Origin of the sequence: Centipeda artemidis DSM 19719 (assembly GCF_000426665.1) — a bacterium.
Classification (GTDB): domain Bacteria; phylum Bacillota; class Negativicutes; order Selenomonadales; family Selenomonadaceae; genus Centipeda; species Centipeda artemidis.
Map to the genome: position 1 here is coordinate 1 of NZ_AUFU01000014.1, position 17,140 is coordinate 17,140.

At 56.4% G+C, this 17,140-nt stretch carries 13 protein-coding genes and 1 rRNA gene; all 14 read right to left on the reverse strand.

All coding sequences use genetic code 11. The annotated features are described in order from the left end of the window. Window positions 1-128, reverse strand: a 16S ribosomal RNA gene (locus K341_RS0108330); the annotation flags it as partial. Window positions 129-389: 261 nt separating this feature from the next. After that, the gene (locus K341_RS11730; protein ID WP_009350196.1) at window positions 390-671 is read right to left on the reverse strand and encodes an AtpZ/AtpI family protein; all 282 of its coding nucleotides are present in this window, start codon (window positions 669-671) and stop codon (window positions 390-392) included. After that, window positions 649-1,818: a non-hydrolyzing UDP-N-acetylglucosamine 2-epimerase gene (gene wecB / locus K341_RS0108340; protein WP_009350197.1), complete on the reverse strand. Its 1,170-nt coding sequence runs from the start codon at window positions 1,816-1,818 to the stop codon at window positions 649-651. Before wecB ends, K341_RS11730 begins: the two co-directional genes overlap by 23 nt. Before the next feature lie 37 nt (window positions 1,819-1,855). Beyond that, window positions 1,856-2,902: a glycosyltransferase family 4 protein gene (locus K341_RS0108345; protein WP_009350198.1), complete on the reverse strand. Its 1,047-nt coding sequence runs from the start codon at window positions 2,900-2,902 to the stop codon at window positions 1,856-1,858. A gap of 69 nt (window positions 2,903-2,971) precedes the next feature. Continuing rightward, window positions 2,972-3,373 (reverse strand): RuvC family protein, encoded by a 402-nt coding sequence (locus K341_RS0108350; protein ID WP_009350199.1) that lies wholly within the window; start codon window positions 3,371-3,373, stop codon window positions 2,972-2,974. Then, the gene (locus tag K341_RS0108355) at window positions 3,370-4,542 is read right to left on the reverse strand and encodes a DUF3084 domain-containing protein (protein ID WP_009350200.1); all 1,173 of its coding nucleotides are present in this window, start codon (window positions 4,540-4,542) and stop codon (window positions 3,370-3,372) included. Before K341_RS0108355 ends, K341_RS0108350 begins: the two co-directional genes overlap by 4 nt. Before the next feature lie 45 nt (window positions 4,543-4,587). Further along, on the reverse strand, window positions 4,588-5,688 hold the full coding sequence (locus tag K341_RS0108360) for an LptF/LptG family permease (protein ID WP_026762486.1): 1,101 nt from the start codon (window positions 5,686-5,688) through the stop codon (window positions 4,588-4,590). Window positions 5,689-5,841: 153 nt separating this feature from the next. Then, window positions 5,842-6,912 carry an endo alpha-1,4 polygalactosaminidase gene (locus tag K341_RS0108365; RefSeq protein ID WP_009438583.1) on the reverse strand — a complete coding sequence of 357 codons (1,071 nt, stop codon included), beginning with the start codon at window positions 6,910-6,912 and terminating at the stop codon, window positions 5,842-5,844. Between the two features lie 246 nt (window positions 6,913-7,158). Then, window positions 7,159-9,171 (reverse strand): transporter, encoded by a 2,013-nt coding sequence (locus K341_RS0108375; protein WP_026762487.1) that lies wholly within the window; start codon window positions 9,169-9,171, stop codon window positions 7,159-7,161. After that, window positions 9,168-10,628, reverse strand: a complete 1,461-nt coding sequence (gene pelG, locus K341_RS0108380) for an exopolysaccharide Pel transporter PelG (RefSeq protein WP_026762488.1) — start codon at window positions 10,626-10,628, stop codon at window positions 9,168-9,170. Before pelG ends, K341_RS0108375 begins: the two co-directional genes overlap by 4 nt. Before the next feature lies 1 nt (window position 10,629). Beyond that, complete coding sequence (pelF, locus tag K341_RS0108385) at window positions 10,630-12,054, reverse strand: GT4 family glycosyltransferase PelF (protein WP_026762489.1); 1,425 nt, start codon at window positions 12,052-12,054, stop codon at window positions 10,630-10,632. 15 nt (window positions 12,055-12,069) lie between these two features. Beyond that, window positions 12,070-13,881, reverse strand: coding sequence for a DUF2194 domain-containing protein (locus tag K341_RS0108390; RefSeq protein ID WP_026762490.1), 1,812 nt, complete (start codon window positions 13,879-13,881; stop codon window positions 12,070-12,072). Continuing rightward, window positions 13,874-14,779: a tetratricopeptide repeat protein gene (locus tag K341_RS0108395; RefSeq protein ID WP_009350208.1), complete on the reverse strand. Its 906-nt coding sequence runs from the start codon at window positions 14,777-14,779 to the stop codon at window positions 13,874-13,876. Before K341_RS0108395 ends, K341_RS0108390 begins: the two co-directional genes overlap by 8 nt. After that, a complete protein-coding gene (locus K341_RS0108400) occupies window positions 14,776-17,013 on the reverse strand; it encodes an NAD-dependent epimerase/dehydratase family protein (RefSeq protein ID WP_009350209.1) in 2,238 nt (745 codons plus the stop codon). Before K341_RS0108400 ends, K341_RS0108395 begins: the two co-directional genes overlap by 4 nt. Window positions 17,014-17,140 lie beyond the last annotated feature (127 nt).

Here is a 17,140-nt window from a genome sequence, read left to right on the forward strand (position 1 = left end):
TGTCTACGTGTTACTCACCCGTTTGCCACTAAGCTCATAAAAGCAAGCTTTCATTCGCTCCGTTCGACTTGCATGTGTTAAGCACGCCGCCAGCGTTCGTCCTGAGCCAGGATCAAACTCTCCGTAAAAGAAGAGCCTCTCTAGACTCATTAATGTCATTCTGTAAAAGAATTGTTTTCGTTGACCAAATTATCAACGATGTTGCATCTGGCTTCGGTTAGATATTACTCTAACCTCTCTGCATTGTGTAGTTTTCAGGGTACATCTCGTGCGCCTCGAGAGCCTCTAGCCTTCATCAGCGCGACTGTCATAATATAACACAACGGCTTTTCTTCGTCAAGTCCCTTTTTCAAGTTTTTTGAAAATAAGGGATCGTTCCATTCATTTCGTCATACGATTTTATATGCTTTAAGTTGTCGATAGATGGAATAGCCTGCCGCAGGGAATCCGAGGAGGATCCCGAGGATGGTGCAGACGCGCCCCGTACCGAGTATATCATCCGCATTTTTCCCAATGAAGATGAAGATGCCGAGAAATACGACGAGATAGATGCCGATGCCGGAAAGCACTCCAAAGGCGCGCAGGGCATCGACGATCCCCGATGACGCGGTGTTGGACTTTTTTCCGTCCGGTGCCGCATCTTCGTTTTTAGTACTCTTCGTTTTCTGCATGGAATGGCTCCGGCGGGGTATGACGATGTCCCGCATGGTAGAGTATTGCCTCTATGATACGCTGCGCCGCCCTCCCGTCGCCATAGGGATTCACGGCCTCCGCCATCGCGGCATACGCCGTCGTATCTGTGAGAAGACGCATCGTCTCGTTGAACACGCGATCCTCCGCCGTACCGATGAGGTGCACGGTTCCTGCCGCGACTGCCTCGGGGCGTTCGGTCGTATCGCGCAGGACGAGTACAGGTTTGCCGAGTGCGGGCGCTTCCTCTTGGATGCCGCCCGAGTCGGTGAGCACGATGTCGACGCGCGCCATGAGGTTGGCAAACGGCTCGTAGTCGAGCGGATCGATGAGGTGGACGCGCGGGAGATGCCCCAGCTCCTCCTGCACGATCTCGCGCACCTTTGGATTGCGATGCACGGGGAAAACGACCTCCACGTCCGAGAGTCCGTCCACGATGTCATGAATGGCACGGTAAACGTGCCGCATCGGCTCGCCGAGATTTTCGCGGCGATGCGTGGTAACAAGCAACACACGGTTATTTGCAAAATCGACCTGCGAGAGTTCCGGCGAAAGCATATAGTCCGGGCGCACGGTATGATGGAGGGCATCAATGACGGTATTGCCCGTCACGAAGATGCGCCGCTCGGGAACCCCCTCCGCCGCGAGGTTGTCGTGCGCCGTTGCGGTAGGTGCAAAATGAAGGGTCGCGATACCGCCCGTGAGCCGCCGATTCATCTCCTCGGGGAACGGCGAATAGATGTCATGCGTACGCAGTCCCGCCTCGACATGCCCGACGGGAATCTGATGATAGTACGCAGCAAGCGCCCCCGCAAAGGTTGTCGTCGTATCACCGTGGACAAGCACGAGATCCGGGCGATCCTTTTGGAATACTTCGTTGATGCCCATCATCGCTCGTGTCGTGATGTCAAAGAGGGTCTGCCCCGCCGCCATGATATTGAGGTCATAATCCGGCACGATGTGGAAAAGATGCAGTACCTGATCCAGCATCTCGCGATGCTGCGCCGTGACCAGCGTTTTCGTTTCGATTTCGTCCGAATGCTGCATGAGCTCCATGACGACGGGCGCCATCTTGATCGCTTCGGGGCGCGTGCCAAAAATCGACATCACTTTGATTTTGCCGATCATGCTCTATTTTCACTCCTCTCGGAATGTCATACACGATTTATTTCTGCTGCGCGTCGAGACGCAAAATGCCGAGCTTGCGAGCGCCGATAAAAACTGCCGCCGCAACGATGATGATGATAAGCAGCGCCGCCTGCGTACTCACCGCCGTCAGTGCAAGCGCGCACAGTCCAAAAAGAGCGCTCACAACGTACATGAGCAGTACTGCCTGTTTCTGCGTAAAGCCGTGTGCGAGCAGCCGATGGTGCAGATGCCCCTTGTCCGGCTTAAAGATCGGGCGGTGATTGCGCGCGCGCCGCACAATGGCGAACGTCGTGTCAAGGATGGGCAGACCAAGCGCTAAGATCGGCACAATAAGCGCAATCGTCGCTGCGCTTTTGACCGCGCCAATGACGGAGATCCCCGCAAGCATAAACCCGAGGAACATACTCCCCGTGTCGCCCATGAAGATGCGCGCGGGGTTGAAGTTATAGTACAGGAAGCCGATCGCCGCCCCCGCAAGTGCCGCCGTGATCATTGCTACGAAGGGAATGCCCTCCTCCATCGCAACGAGGAAGATCGTCACCGCCGCGATTGAGGACACCCCCGCGGCGAGTCCATCGAGCCCGTCGATGAGGTTCACGGTATTCGTCAGTCCAACCACCCAAAAAATGGTCGCAGGAATCGCGAAATACTCGAGATAGATAAAATCGCCGAGCGGATCCGTAATCACGTCGATGCGCACGTCAAAGCCAATGACGAGAACGCACGCGGCGAAGATTTGCCCCAGGAGTTTCACCTTTGCCGGGAGATCCCGGTAATCGTCGATGATTCCGATGGCGACAATGATCGTCCCGCCTGCGAGCAGCCCCCACAGACTGGTCATGAGCTCCGGCGAAAGGTCGGAAATACTCATCTGCACGAGCACAGACACCATAAAGGCGGCATAAATGCCAATGCCGCCGATGCGCGGAATGGGACGCACATGCACCTTGCGCGCATCGGGTGCGTCAAGTGCACCCGTGCGCCGCGCAAAAGAAATGACGACGGGCGTCAAAAACAGCGCGACACCGAGCGCTATCATAAATGCTAGGACATGATCGGGCATGTAGTCTTGCTCTCCTTACATTACAGCAGGATATAATTCCTTTCATCTTACCGCAGAGCGCGTCGGCTGTCAATCGCGCCGTGCCGTACCCGCTAAAAATCTCCGGGCAAGCGCAACGGCGGCAAAATCGTCCACCGGCACGGTCGGCGTCAACAGCCCGCGCGGCACGAGCCGCCGCCAGCCGCGGGGCGGGTTCTCCGCCCAGTACAGCCGCCGCCCCTCCTCCGTCGTGCGGTATTCGTCCACAAGTGTCACCGCGCCGACCTGCGCCTCGATCCGCGCCTTTGTCGCCGCGCTCGTCGTACCGTCCCCCATGATGATGCGTGGCGCATATTCCGCTGCGAGCTCGGATACCCGCGTCTCTAAGGCTCCGGTCGGCACGATCTCATGCAGGAGGATGTCTCCCTGCGGCGAGAGCACGGCGATACCGCATTTATCCCGCCCGGGATCGATGGCAAGAACGGTACTCACTGCGGCGTCTCGTTTTCGATCTTAAACGTGAGGCGCAACGGTCCCATCGCATCCGTATCACCTGCGGCATATGCCGAGATGACGACAGTGGACGTACGCCCCTGAAGTTCCTGCACCAGTCCGTAAAATTCTGCCCCCTCGATGACGCCGACCGTCCCGCGGATCGGGTCGGGGAGGATTCCCTTTGCAGATGCTGCCGCGTTGACCTCGCGCAGGAATGCCATCACCGTCTGCTCCGCCCCCTGTGCGCGCATGGTCTCCGGCGTATAGACACGCGCTGCGATCAGCTCGCCGTCGCGGTAGATGATACTGTTCGGATAGAGCTCAATCGACGCGCGGATCTCGTCGCCGCGCACGAGGTTGCCCGCCGCGACAATACGCACGATCATCCCCGTCTTGCTCTCCTCGATCGCACGCACGGCGGCGTCGTATTCTGGTTGATAGATCCAGATATCTTGATCCGTCTTATTTTCCCCAAGACGTGCGGAGATATTGCGCGTACCGAGCTGCGCGAGCCCCGCCATGCCGCGCTCGACCTCCTCATGGCTGAGCCCTGCGGGAATGATGCCGCTCGCGATGATCTCGCCCGCCCGGTAGGTGATGTCCCCCTCGCGCAGGCTCAAAATATTTTGCCGCAGCGCATTCGCACGTATGCCCAGTTCCTTAATATCGGTGAGAAGGGTTTCATTTTCCCCGCTGAGCCGCCCATTGAGCGAGATCAGCCCCTCTTTTTCCAACGCAAGACGGCGGTTGCCCTCCGACAGTCGCTCCGATTCCTCTGTGAGCCCTAGGCGTTCGCCCTCGAGCCGCGCAATCTCGTCCTCCGACTGCTTCAGCTCCCCCTGCGCACGCTCCTGATCCGACTGTGCCTGCGTGAGCGCATCCGCCGTCCGCGTAAGCGCCGCCTGCGTCTCAGCCATCATCCTGTTCAGACGCTCCATGCCAAAGAGCGCCGTCCGTACATTCTCTGAGACCGCCGCCATCACGCCGAACGTCACCGTCGTAATGCAGACGCCTGTAAAAACCGTCACAACGACCGCTGTGTGGCGCGGGCGCAGCCCAAAGATCGAAAGCCGCCGCTTGCCGATGCGCGTACCGAGCCGGTCGCCGATGAAGGCGATGACCCCGCCCACAACGGCGAGCACGAGAATGAGCGTAATACCGTACATAGTGCCGTCACCTTAATTACAAATCTATAGCCTTTCAGGAAAATATTAGTGCGAGGCGCGCCGAAAGAGAATTGCCCCCGCAATTATGCCGACGATATTCGGAATCCACACGGCAAGCATCGGCGGCAGAACACCGCCGCGTGCGAACGCGTTGCCCATCGTCATGAGCGCATAGTAAAAGAAAATGATGATAACGCTCATCGCAAAGCCCGCCGACGACGAGTTGCGCGTCGGCTGAATCCCGAGCGGCACACCGATGAGTGTAAAGATGAGACTCGCCATCGGTACGGAGACGCGCTGATAGAGCTCCGCCTCGAGCTTGTTCGTATTTACATACTGCGTCTGCATCAGCGCAATCTGACGGCGCAGTTCGCGCATTGTCATCTCCTCCGGTGATTTCTGCTCACGGATGATCTGACGCGGGTCTTTCTGCACGGGCAGCACCTGCGTCTCGAACCGCATATGCCGCTCCATATGTTCGTCCGCAATGTCGTAGACGTCCCCGCTGTGCATGATCCACTCTTTGCCCGTCCACTCCGCATACTCCGCGTTCTCCACATGCGAGACCTTACCGTCGTCGCCGAACACCTGCAGGCTGACATTCGTGAGCCGCTGTTGTTCCGCATCGTACGCACGCGCATAGACCAGACGACGGATCTGCCCGTCCGTGATCTCCTTGATGATGACATGCTCCTGCGACTTCATCCCGGAGTTGCCTTCGATCTCATAGTAAATGACATTCCGGTACGCCGTATTCGCACGCGGTACAACGTATTCGTTGAAGAGAATCGCGCCCACACTGACCACGAAGCCAAGCAGTACCGCCGGCGTCGCAATGCGCGTAAAATTGATGCCGCAGGACTTCATCGCCGTGATCTCACTCGCTGACGAGAGCTTGCCGAACGTCAGGAGACTCGCAAGCAGCATCGACATTGGGAATGTCCACATGACGACGCCCGGCAGACTGAATACGAAAATCTTGATCACCGACGGCAGCGACGCCCCATAGTCCGTAATGTACTGCGCAATGCGAAAGAGCGTCCCCGAGCCGATGAAGACCGCCGAGAACGCGCAGATGGCGAACAGGAACGAAACAAAGACCTCGCGAAAAATGTATTTGTCGAGAATCCGGATTTTCAGACGCACGTGAAACATGCCCTCCGATCACTTCCAAAACTTTTGGTCATATACGCTTTATTCTAGCATTTTCCTACGCTGTTGACAAGGATACAAAAAGGAACGCTGCACCAATTCATGCATCGTTCCCTTGTTTAGCATTTCAAAATTGACCTGCGGCGCTCAGTGTCCCTCTTTCTCATAGAAATAATCGTACGCATCGATGACGTCGAGGAATGCGCCGTCGAATCCTGCGGCGATGATCTTATCGAGGTACCCGTCCGCCGATCCGTAGAGGAGATCCTGCCAGGCGCGTGTCCAATACCGAACCTTGTAATTGCCCTCCCAGTCGTCGTTCATCTCATCGATCCAGACGGGCAGGTGCTTGTTCCATTCGTCCTTCCAATAGATGCGGTAATCCTCCGCCTCACCAACGCTCATGTAGGCAAAGACGAGGCGACGACCGCCGTTTGCCTTGACCTTCAGTGCCTCGACATCCTCTTTCGTGAGCGGGGCATCGTTATAGACAAGATCGATGATAAGGAGATCGTAGTCCGTGCGGCGCAGCTTCTCTATATAGTCCTCTTTGCTGCGAAACCGCGCAGGGTTCAGCAGCGCGATGAAGTTGCGCACGTCACCGAGCGAATGCACGTCGCGTGCATTCGCATCGACGATCGTACCGAAGGGAATCTCATCCAGTTCGCGTCGCGAGGCGGCAAAGCCGATGAAGCCTGCCTCTTTATTCTTGCGCTGCGAGCCGCGCACGGCGCTGTCCTTATGTGTATAGTCGATGTTGAACACGGGACGGTGCGCTTCGCGTACGAGGCGCAGATTGCGCCGCTGCTCCGCCTGCTCTTCTGCCGGCGGGGGCAGGTCGTCCTCCATATCCCAACCGTAGAAAAAATCCTCGATGAGCGCGCCGTCAACTGCGTTGAGCAGACGCTCCACACGATCGCGCGGATGCGTCTCGTCCGGTGCATAGATGCCCGTACCACCGTTCGTAATAAACATAAAGTTCCGTCCGGCAGCGGCGTCTGCATAATCATTCATTTCGACGATGAGATCTTCCATCGCCGCGCGGTAGTCGATGCTCTCCGCCTTTGCTTCCGCAGCTTCCTGTTCCGCTCGGCGCTGCTCCGCTTGTTTCATCTCGCGTTCTGCCCCCGCGTGCATCTCGAAAAAGGAGCAGCAGAACATCCCTGCAATGCCAAGCCCCATGAGAACCGCGAGCGCACAAAAAATCTTTTTCACCATTCCGCTCCCGCCTTGTCCGCCGCACAATCCTCTGCAGCAAACATATACAAACAAACTAAACCTCAGAGTTCTGTAGTCATTCGATAGGGCATGATAAAATTCCTTCTTTTTCTGAATAAAATCATCCCAAAACTCCTTGTTTTTTCCGAAAAAGTCATGCAAAACAAGAAATTTTAGGCAAAAAAATAGGGTTTGCCTATTCGCATAACCCCTATTTTTCAGTATTCCTTGGTTGAATCTTCTCCGTTAAAAGCTGCGGGAGAACGTGAGCGCTACGCCCCATCCGTGGTATCGCTCATGCGGGTTCGATCGGTAGAAATACCGTTCCGCGTCGAGCGACAATGCTTCACGGTCGCTAATACGCAGGTCATATCCGACTTGCACGGAGGTACGCATTTGATCCTCGCCGTTTTCACTATTCAGCGGCGAGATGAATGTCCCCTTCGAGCGCCGATGATGCAGCATAAGGCGCGCCCGCCGGTTCTTTGAAAGTTCACGCGTCATGCCGATTCCGTAATAGTGCGTAAACGTATTATCGCTGTGCTGCTCCGCGGCCGTCTTGTAAATAGGGGCGCCGCGCAGCTCATACATGACATATGCTTTGAACGAATCTTTCTTTGTGTACCGCTTGGTATAGAAGATCCCGAGAAGACCTTCCGCCCCTTCGTGATATACCTCCCTGCTTTCCTTCGAACGTCCTGTAAATACATTTGTCCGCAGGAATGCCGTCAACCGGTCATTTTTAGCAGCATGAAGGTACCGCACCTCGCCCTCGTAGCGATCTGCAGGATGCACCGTCGGCGGATCATGCAGATCCATATCGAGCGTATAGTCGTATTTCCCGCGAATCGCATAGGCAAGACGATAATACCACGAATCCGTTTCGTTGATTTTCCGGCGTATCGTGATGTTCGGCGTCCAGTTCCATCCCTCGCCGAAACGCGTGAGCGCGGCAACCGTATCCGGCACCACGGCGTTATCATGAATCTGCGCCATGCCCGTCGGCAAATTAACCGAGAGTCCGTAACGGACATCATATCGGTCGTGTTTGTTCCATAAACCGAGATCGACCGTCGTATCGGTAAATCCCGAGACATGTCCCTGCTTCTTGCCCGTGCGAGAGACGACATACGCGGTACTGACACCGAACTCGAGCTTTCCGTCCGAATAGCTGTAGGAAACGGGGTGGTAGCGCTGATGCCCAACGCCGCCCTCTCCGCCGTGCCATGCGTAATACTCGATGCCCACCTGTGCGCTGCGCCCCGCAGCCCATCGTGCGAGCTGACGCATGGCGGCCGCGTGGTCGCGCTCGGCGAGGGCAAGGTCTGCCTCGCTTTCCGTGCGCGCGGTGCGCGCTTCGCCGACATAAAGTGCCGCCGCGGTAAGATCTTTATAGGCCTGATTGAGCTCTTCGTCCGCGTCACGCACTTCTTCCAAAGCGTCTGCGTAATCGCCGCGCGCAGCTTCCTCAGCGTCTTCCGCCGTCTCAAGGGCGGCGCGCAGCTCCTCGGCGCGCTGTTCTGCGTAGGAAAGTCTCGCCGCTGCACGGTCAAGTGCAACCTGCGCCGCACTGTCCCGTACCTCCGCCGCCGTACCGGCATCCGCGGCGGGTGCCGCCCCGGATGCCGCCTCCTCCTGCGCGGGGAGTGTATAGAGTCCCTGCTCGAGCTGCTCCATCAGCGGGTAATCATAGCCCGCCTGCTGTGCGGCATCCGCAACACGGCGGCGCATCTCATCGGAGGAGATGAGGAGTTTTATCGCATCGTCTCCGCCCGCCGTCCCTGCGGCTGCGGCACTTGCAGCTTCCGCCGCAGCCTCTGCCGCATCATATTCTGCCTGCGCCGCTTCGAGCTCGGCTGTATAGCTCTCTGCTTCCCGGCGGCGTACCGCCGTCTCTGCGGTGCGCACGGCGACCATGTTTTCCGTCTCTTTAACACGCTCACGCGCATCGGATGCGCGCATCCGCGCATCGGCGAGTGCTGTCTGCGTATTTTTATGCTCGTCCTCGGCAGCGGCAACCTCTTCATCCGCCGTTTTCACATAGTCCTCTGCCGTACGCAGATCCTGCTCCGTTTGATGCAGATCGGCAACGGCGGCGCGATGATCCTCCACTTCCTGTGCAGCGGAGCGCAGGCGGTCGAACTCGCCCTGCACATCGTGCAGAACATCCACAGCCCCGACGGGCGAAGGCTGCAAAAAAATACTCAGGACGCCGAGCGAAGTGAGGAGCGCCTTATTTTTATAATTGCATCGCTTCACACAAGATCATCCCCTTCCCTTTTCCCGCAGAGCAGCCGCGAAAGCCGCGTGAGCATTCCATTCGGCGGACGGTAAAAGACCGGACGCGCGCAGTAGACAAAATAATTGATGCGTTTGCAGAAATACTGCATCCGCAGGAATGCTCCAATAAAGACAATAGCAGATGCGAGGAAGAATGTAAAGCCGTAACTGACCTCGCCGAAAAATTGTCCGCCCACGCCGAATACAATCTGCGCGAAAAACAGTCCGCCCGTGACGAGAAGCGCGCCGCGCTGATCCTCGAAATAGAGGAGCAGTGTATAGACGACCTGCGCCGCTGCGACAAAGAACGCACCGAGTACGATGAGATTATACATATTGACCGAACCGAACGAAAGTCCGACAAACGGCAGGAAATAATTGCCAAGGCCAAGAAAAACAACGGTAAATACAAGCTGGAACTCCACGATATTCCGCAGCTCATACCACAGCGTACGCAGCAGATCAATGCGCGCGTCCTCGATGTCGCGGAAATTGCCCCGCTTCGTAATATAGGTAAAGTAGACAGCGTAGCGCTCGTAGAAATTCAGCTCTGCCGACACTGTAAACATAACCATAACGGGCATGATTGACAGGAACGCAAAGAAGGTCGCGACATCATAGGTCGGCGCACAGCGGTACGTGCCGTCGATGAGGATGCCGTCGGGGCCAAGCCAGATGATGAAGTTCGGCATGTAAAGTGCGGCAGTATAAAAAAGTCCGATGAAGAACAGTTTCGGGTGCATCTCGAAATACGGCAGAAAGCGGAACGCAAGCCCCTTTTTCGTATAGCCGAAATAGCGCAGGATGTGTGCCAAAAAGAGCGTCAAAATGACTGCGCTGCCGATATTCATGGCGAGCAGCGATCCGTCGACCGCCGGAAGCAGCCCCGTCCAAAGGACAAGGAAGCAGAGTGCGACCGAGATAAACACGCCTGCGAGATAGCTGAAAAAGAGTGCCTTATAGTTCTTTACCGCCGTAAGATATACGCCCTGCAGCCAGATGCCCGTCATCTGCATGAAGAAAATATAGGTCAGCAGTTTCGTCGAAAAAGCGATCGGCTTATTCCAAAAGAAGAGGACAGCGATGATCGTTCCGAACGGGAGCGTCACCGCAGCGATACCAAAAAGGGATGCGGCGATATCCCGATGTTCCCCCCCGTAGAGCAGGTCGGCGAGATAGCGCGTGATGATCATGACAAATCCGCTCGAGAGGACATGCGAAAATACAAAGGAATAGATCACGGACGCGGTATAGAGCTGCATCTCCGCCTGCGGCACTTCGAATGTGCGGAACATCATCTGTACGGCAAGCACCATCCCTGCCATCAATACAAAAGGTCCCGTCGTGACGATGGCAGAGTAGCCGTATGCCTTCATATATCCGGCAGCAGAGCGCTCCCGGAACAGTTTTTTTAGCTCAAAGCCGATGCCCGCCATCCTAGTCCCTCTTTTCCCGTGCGTAGATGTCGCGGTACGAATTGATAAATTTCTCGTAGGTGTAGCTCTGCTTCACACGCTCATATCCGATCTCGGCCATGCGGCGGCGCAGCGGCGCGTCTTTTGCCATGCGGACAATACCGCGCGACATCTCCTCGTAGTCCATCGCGGGGACGACGATTCCCGCGTCGCCCATGTCGTCGACGCCCTCCCCGTAAAGGAGTTCGCGGCAGCACCCGACATCCGTTGTAACAAAGGGGCGATGCGCCGCGAGCCCTTCGAGGACGGCGAGCGGCTGTCCTTCGCTGATACTTGAAAGCAGCAGGAGATCAACCTCGGCGAGGCGTTCGGCAACATTGACCGATCCTGTGAACGTGACGTCCTCAAGACGCAGGGTCTCGATCGTCCGTTGGCACAACTCGTAGTATTCGGGATCCTCCTCGTACTGCCCCATGATGAGGAGTTTCGCATCCGGGATGGACTGCTTCACGAGGAAGAACGCGCGCAGCATGGTCACAATGTCCTTGATCGGCACGACGCGCACGACGGCGCCGATGACGATGCCGCTCTCGGTCGCTTCCTCCTTAAGCGCGATATGTGCGAATCGCTCCATATGAATACCGTTTGGGACGATGGCGATCTTCTCCGGCGCGCAGCCAAGCGCAATCTCCGTATCCGCATTTTTCTGAAAGAGCGTGAACACGCGATCCGCCCCCGCATAGGCAAGACCCGCGAGGTTATAGAAATACTGGATCCAAACGGATTTGAAATCGCCCTCCGCCCATTTGCACTTGAGGATCTCCTCCTCGCGTTCACGGGAGTAAATGCCGTGCTCCGTGATGAGAAACGGCTTGCGATAAACGCGCGACGCAACGCCGCCGACAACGCCGCAGTAGCCCGTGGCGACGCTGTGATAAATATCCGCCTCCGGGAAGTCCTGCTGCAGGATGTAAAAGAGCGGCAGGAGCATGGAGCGGATGGTCCAAAAGAAATCCGTAAACGGCAGATGATCATAGTGCTCGCGGTAGACGCGCTCGATGATGTCGAAGAAGTCCGCGCTCATGAAAATCCCCATGGCGTCGTGCCGCATACGGTCGCTGCGGAAAATGCCGAGCAGGACGTCCAGATCGAGCGGCACATTGCCGACAACAAGCTCATAAAGGCATACTTTTTCCTGCGGTGTGAGCGGCTTCTCATTGCGTGACGGCGCACGCAGCGCAAGGATCTCATCGAGGAAGAGCTCACGCACCTCCACGAGGTTCTTTGGTAGGTTATAGCGAAAATCCCCGCGCTGCTTCATCTCCGCACCAATGGAGTAGACGACGAACTCATGCTCGGGCAGCCCCTCGATGAGCATCTGCACCCATGAGGAGACACCGCCGACCACATAGGGATACGAGCCTTCGACCAAAAGACAGATACGCATGTGCCCCCTCCTTTCTCACTTAAAACGGATCTCAGCCGTCGGTTCCTTTACCTCGACGATATATGCCGCCTGGCCAATGTTTTCGACGGTGCATCCCGCGACCGCCTCCGGCTTTTTATGCGTGCGCAGAATATAGCGCGGCGGCACACGGTAGTTCCAAGAGATGATACGCATCTCGTCCCCTTCGCGCTCGATACGGCAGTCGAGATCGAAATACGCGCCGAGCATCGCCGCGGCTTCCGAAACCGTCGCGCCGCGCAGCCACGGGTACTGCTCCTGCGTGAACTTCATAAAGGCATCCATGCCCTCGTTCATCTCACGCCATGTCGTATGGGCGCTTTCCTCGTAAAAGATCTCGTCGGGATGGACGAAATGCGAGACGATCCCCTGGGTATTGATTACGTTTACGATATCCCAAAGCATGTCCCCGCGCACAATATAGCCGGAACTGACGCGCGGAAATTCGTAGCTCCCGTCCGCATTACGCTGAAAGTCCTGATAGTAGGCGCGGTCCTCGGGCATCCCCATATAGAGCGCCGCGATGATCTTCAGATCCGGGAACACCTCTTTGAGCGCCTCCTTGCCCTCGGGACTGAGGATGTTGGACGGCGGCACATAGGTACGTATTGCGTAGTCCGGATATGCCGAGGCAATATAGCGGCGCAGTTCGCGCAGAGACTCCTTCATATCCTCGGGACTTGCCCACGGCGTATAGTCCAGATGTTCCTGATTGTACCCTGCGGGCGCGAGCGGCTGATGGTTATAGCCGTGGATACCGAGCTCACCGCCGGATTTGAGGAGTTCGCGTCCGTACGCGATGAGATAGCTGCGCGTGTAGCGGTCGCTCATCGGGGCAAACGGTCCTTTGACCTGGTTGCCGTACGTCTCAATGACAACACCTGTGTACTTAAACCCGTAGCGTTTGGCATTGGCGAGCATCTGCGGCCACCATACATTGCGGTAAAAATCCGCCGTCGTCAGGTGAACCTCGTCGTAGAGGCGCGGGAAGATCCCCACGGGGACGGGCGCGGGAAAATCGTCAATAATAAAGACCTTTGCCCCCACAGTTGGATAGACATAGGTGTCCGACGTCAGGCTCAGTATCCCCGCAAGGAGCCCGACATTCGGCTTATCCGCCATGCGCTGCCCGTTATAAACGACGTATTTCCCTGCTCCTGAGGGCATCTCCCAAACCAGCGGCGTCCCATCGTCCGCCGCCGCATGGATCTGCACCGCCGAGTCAAGTGACACCGCCGCCGTCGTCGTCTGATATGACCGCCCGCTGACGCCGATCGACTGTACCCCGAAGATGATGTCCGAGGTCATATGAATGCCCTCACGCGTATAAGACTCGCCAAATCGGTGGACACCGATGCGCTCGGCAAAGCCTGCGGGTACCCCCGTATCGGAAAGCCCGTCGAGAAAGAGTGCCGTGCCGCCGTCCGCGACATACTGTTCGATCTGCGGCAGAGCGGCAACCGCGCCGATATTTCCTGTGGTCACAAGCACGCCCATATAGCGGCGGTCGATCTCCGGGACGGCGCCGATCTCCGCCGCGAGCGTCGCTTTTTTCTGCTCCCGGATGAACCGCTCCAGATAATGTTTCAGGAACATGCTGCGCAGATTCATCGGATCATAGAGGATGAGGAACGTCTCCCGTTCGAGCGCCTTGTCCTCTTCCGAGCCCTCGACAAGCGCGCCGTTTGCGCCAAAGTTTTCATGGATATTCGTGCTGAGCTTCATAAAGCCGTCCGTGCGGTTGTACTGGAAGAACAGCCCCAGCAAAAACACAATCAGAAAGGCGGCGATAAAATTCCGTTTATACATGATGCGCGATCCCCTCATCCCAGAACCGAATGACGTTCAGCGCCTCAATGGAGAGCCGGATCGGGCACGCCTTGAGTTCTCGTATTTTCTCCTGCATGAGCGCGGGACGATGCGTTGCTTGATAGAGCTCGATATAGAGGAGATAGGGCTGCTCCGCCGTCGGAAAATGCGCAAGAAAAGCGCGGCATGTTTCCTCTGCCGCTGCATAACGCTCCAGCCGGATCTCCTGCCGTACCTTCTGCACATACAGCTCAGGGCGATCCGGCTGCAGTGCGATCAGGCGTGCAAGCACCGCCACGTGCTCCGCCGCCTTTTGTAGGCGTGAGAGGCGATCGATAAAACGCTGCTGCGTATATTCGCCGAGCGCCTCAGCATAGGCTTCGAGGTGCTGAACCTCGTCCGGCTCTTCTTTCACACGCCGTTCAAGCGTATAGAGACGCTCCTCGAGTGTATCGAGCTGTGACGTGATCATCGTGATGGCATAATGCGCAATCTCGCGATCCTCGTCGTGAATTGCCTGCTGCAGGACGAGCGGGTTCTGCAGAACATCGCGCTTGATGGTCTCGGTAAAGAGCCTGCGTTTCACTTCGGGATCATCGACAAGCACCGAATCGTTCAGCGGCACGACATTCGCGTCGATGCGCATGAGGTCGGTAAAGATCACTTCCTTGTTCTGGAGCTTGTCGCCGACATCCGCCGGCCCTTGAAGACGGGCGGCCAGGAGAAATTTTGCCCCGATCAGGGTCAAGAGACCAAAGACAGGGATCAAGAGCACAATACCTGTCTCCGCCGCATTCTGCACAGGCTTCTTCCTGCGCCGGTTCACAGCGAAAAAGATCCCCGTGACGAGCAAATGAATGAGGATTTCCCACCAGTAAAACTGCATCACCGCATTCATGATGCCACCCGTATGCTCGCGACGCCCTTTTCCTTCAGGCGCTCCTGCACCATGGCAACGATCTTGTCGGTCACGTCGGTCAGCAAAATCTGCGCCACACTGCCGACCTGACCGATATAATCCTCAGCGCGGACAACGCCCGTAAGCTTTCCATCGAGCGCCTGCCAGTCGCCGTTTGCCACGTCGAGGTTCAAGTAGACGAGCGACATTGCCGTCTGCGGTGCTGCGGCGCGCTCCTCCAGCTCCTCAACGATGCGCCGGTACTGCTCTTCGCGCAGAATACGGCTTGTCCCGGGAAGGAAGCGCTTCTCCTGCACTGCCTGCTCATAGAAATAGGCATGACCGATCGCCGTCGCGATCAGGCGCGCCGTCATGGAGAGCAGGTTCTGCCGATAGAACGTCCAAAGGTCAAAATCAAGCGCATGAAGTTCCACGACCGCGATGACCTCATCCTCGTAGATAATGGGCGCAGCGATGTCCGGCATCCCCGCCTTGAGCTGACGATTCACAAAGAGGCGCTTGTCCGCAATCATCTCGCGCAGATACGGCGTCTCCTCCACCTTGAGCGAGCGCGGGAGATCCTCAACCGCAGAGCCGCGGCGGATCTTTTGACGGAAATACCACGGATTCGATCCTTTGACATAGAGGACGACATTCTCCGCCTCCATAATCTCCGCCGTGACCGCAACCGCCTGTGTAAAGACGTTCTCCGGCTCCACGCTGTCAAGGCGCTTGACGATGCGGTAAACGCGCCCGATGCTGTCGTTGGAATTCGTGATCTGACGATAGAGTTTGTCCTTGATCTCAATGCTCTCCTGGTACATGGCATGCAGGAACTCATAGCGCTCGAGCGCGCGGCTGCGCTTGTAGCGCTCGTCCTCCAGCTCGCGGTCACGCGTATCCGTAATATATCCCGTGAGAACTCCCATAAAGAGATAGGACGCAAAATGCAGTAAATATTCCGGTAAATAGAGCAGAGAAACAACATCCGTCCCGCCGATCAGCAGCGAATAGCCCAGCAGCAGGCTTGCAAGCCCTACGGCGGGAAGGGAATGCTGCTTGCCGTAAAGAAGTCCAAGAACCGCGATGTAAATATAGTTAAAGTCCATACGGATCATACTGTTGACGGTGTTGCCCTGCCATACGACAATGCCCGCAGCCGCGGCAAACAGCCCTGCATGTTCCAAATAAGGCAGGATCTTGTTCCACAGTTCTTTGCGTTGATCCGCCGCCTGTACGGCGGCATCACGCTTTGCCTTTTCTTTGAGGTAATTTTGGTACCAGTCGTAGGTGCGCCGAAGACCTTCGGCAAGCGGCACATTCACGCGCCATCCAAGCTCATTGCGGCAGACGGAATTATCCAGGACTGCACGCCCAAAGGACAGTGCCGGATTCTCCGGTGCCCCCATAAAACTTGTGGGACGCACGGGGAATATCTCTGCGGCACATTTTTCAAACGCCGCATAGGACACTGCCGTATTCGACGATATATTAACAACATCCGCAGCATGGTTGCGCTCCGCCGCACTGTATATCGCATAGGCGGCATCGTCAATGTAAAGAAAATCGCGCGTCTCATCGGGCGATCCGAAAAACTCGTAGGACTTGCCAAGAAGTGCCTGCATGATAAATTTTGCAACAAAGCCATGCGTTGGCAGCTGTCCCGGGCCATATATTGTCGATAAGCGCAGCACAGTCACACGAAGGTCAAAATTCTGTCCCCAGCGGCGTGCATACTCCTCGTTTACATATTTCTGCATCGCACGCAGATGCCCCGCCGTCTCCCCATCTTTTCCGGGATCCTTGGCATCCGCAGCGAACACGGAACCCGTCGATATCAAGAGAAACTTCCCCACATGGTATTTCGTAGACAGCGCGAGCATATGAGCGAGCCCCGGAAAATTCACGCCCGCATTCTCTAGGTACGCCCCGCTCTCAAGCGCGGTTGAGCGCTCTGCAAGATGCAGAACCACATCAAAATTGCGCACACGAAAAACTTCCTCACAGCGCTCGTCCAACACACTGTAAGGATAAAAACGATGTTTTGCCTTGAGCGGTTCCATCGGCTCGGAAGTTCCGTCGTCGATGATGTGGACTTCCCATCCCTCTTTGGCAAAACACGCAGCGGCTGCGCGTCCAAGGAAGCCATACCCGCCCGTCAATAAAACTCGTTTTTCCATCGTCACGATCCTCTCATACCGCGCTCTATCGGCGACTACAAAAACATCGCTCATATTGATATTATCGTCTGTTTTCTCAGATAATAAAGGACTTATATCCTATTTTATTTCATCTCCAAAGAGTACTGTAAAACCTGATTATAGATATTTGTTATTGTATATGAAAACGAATAAACAATCA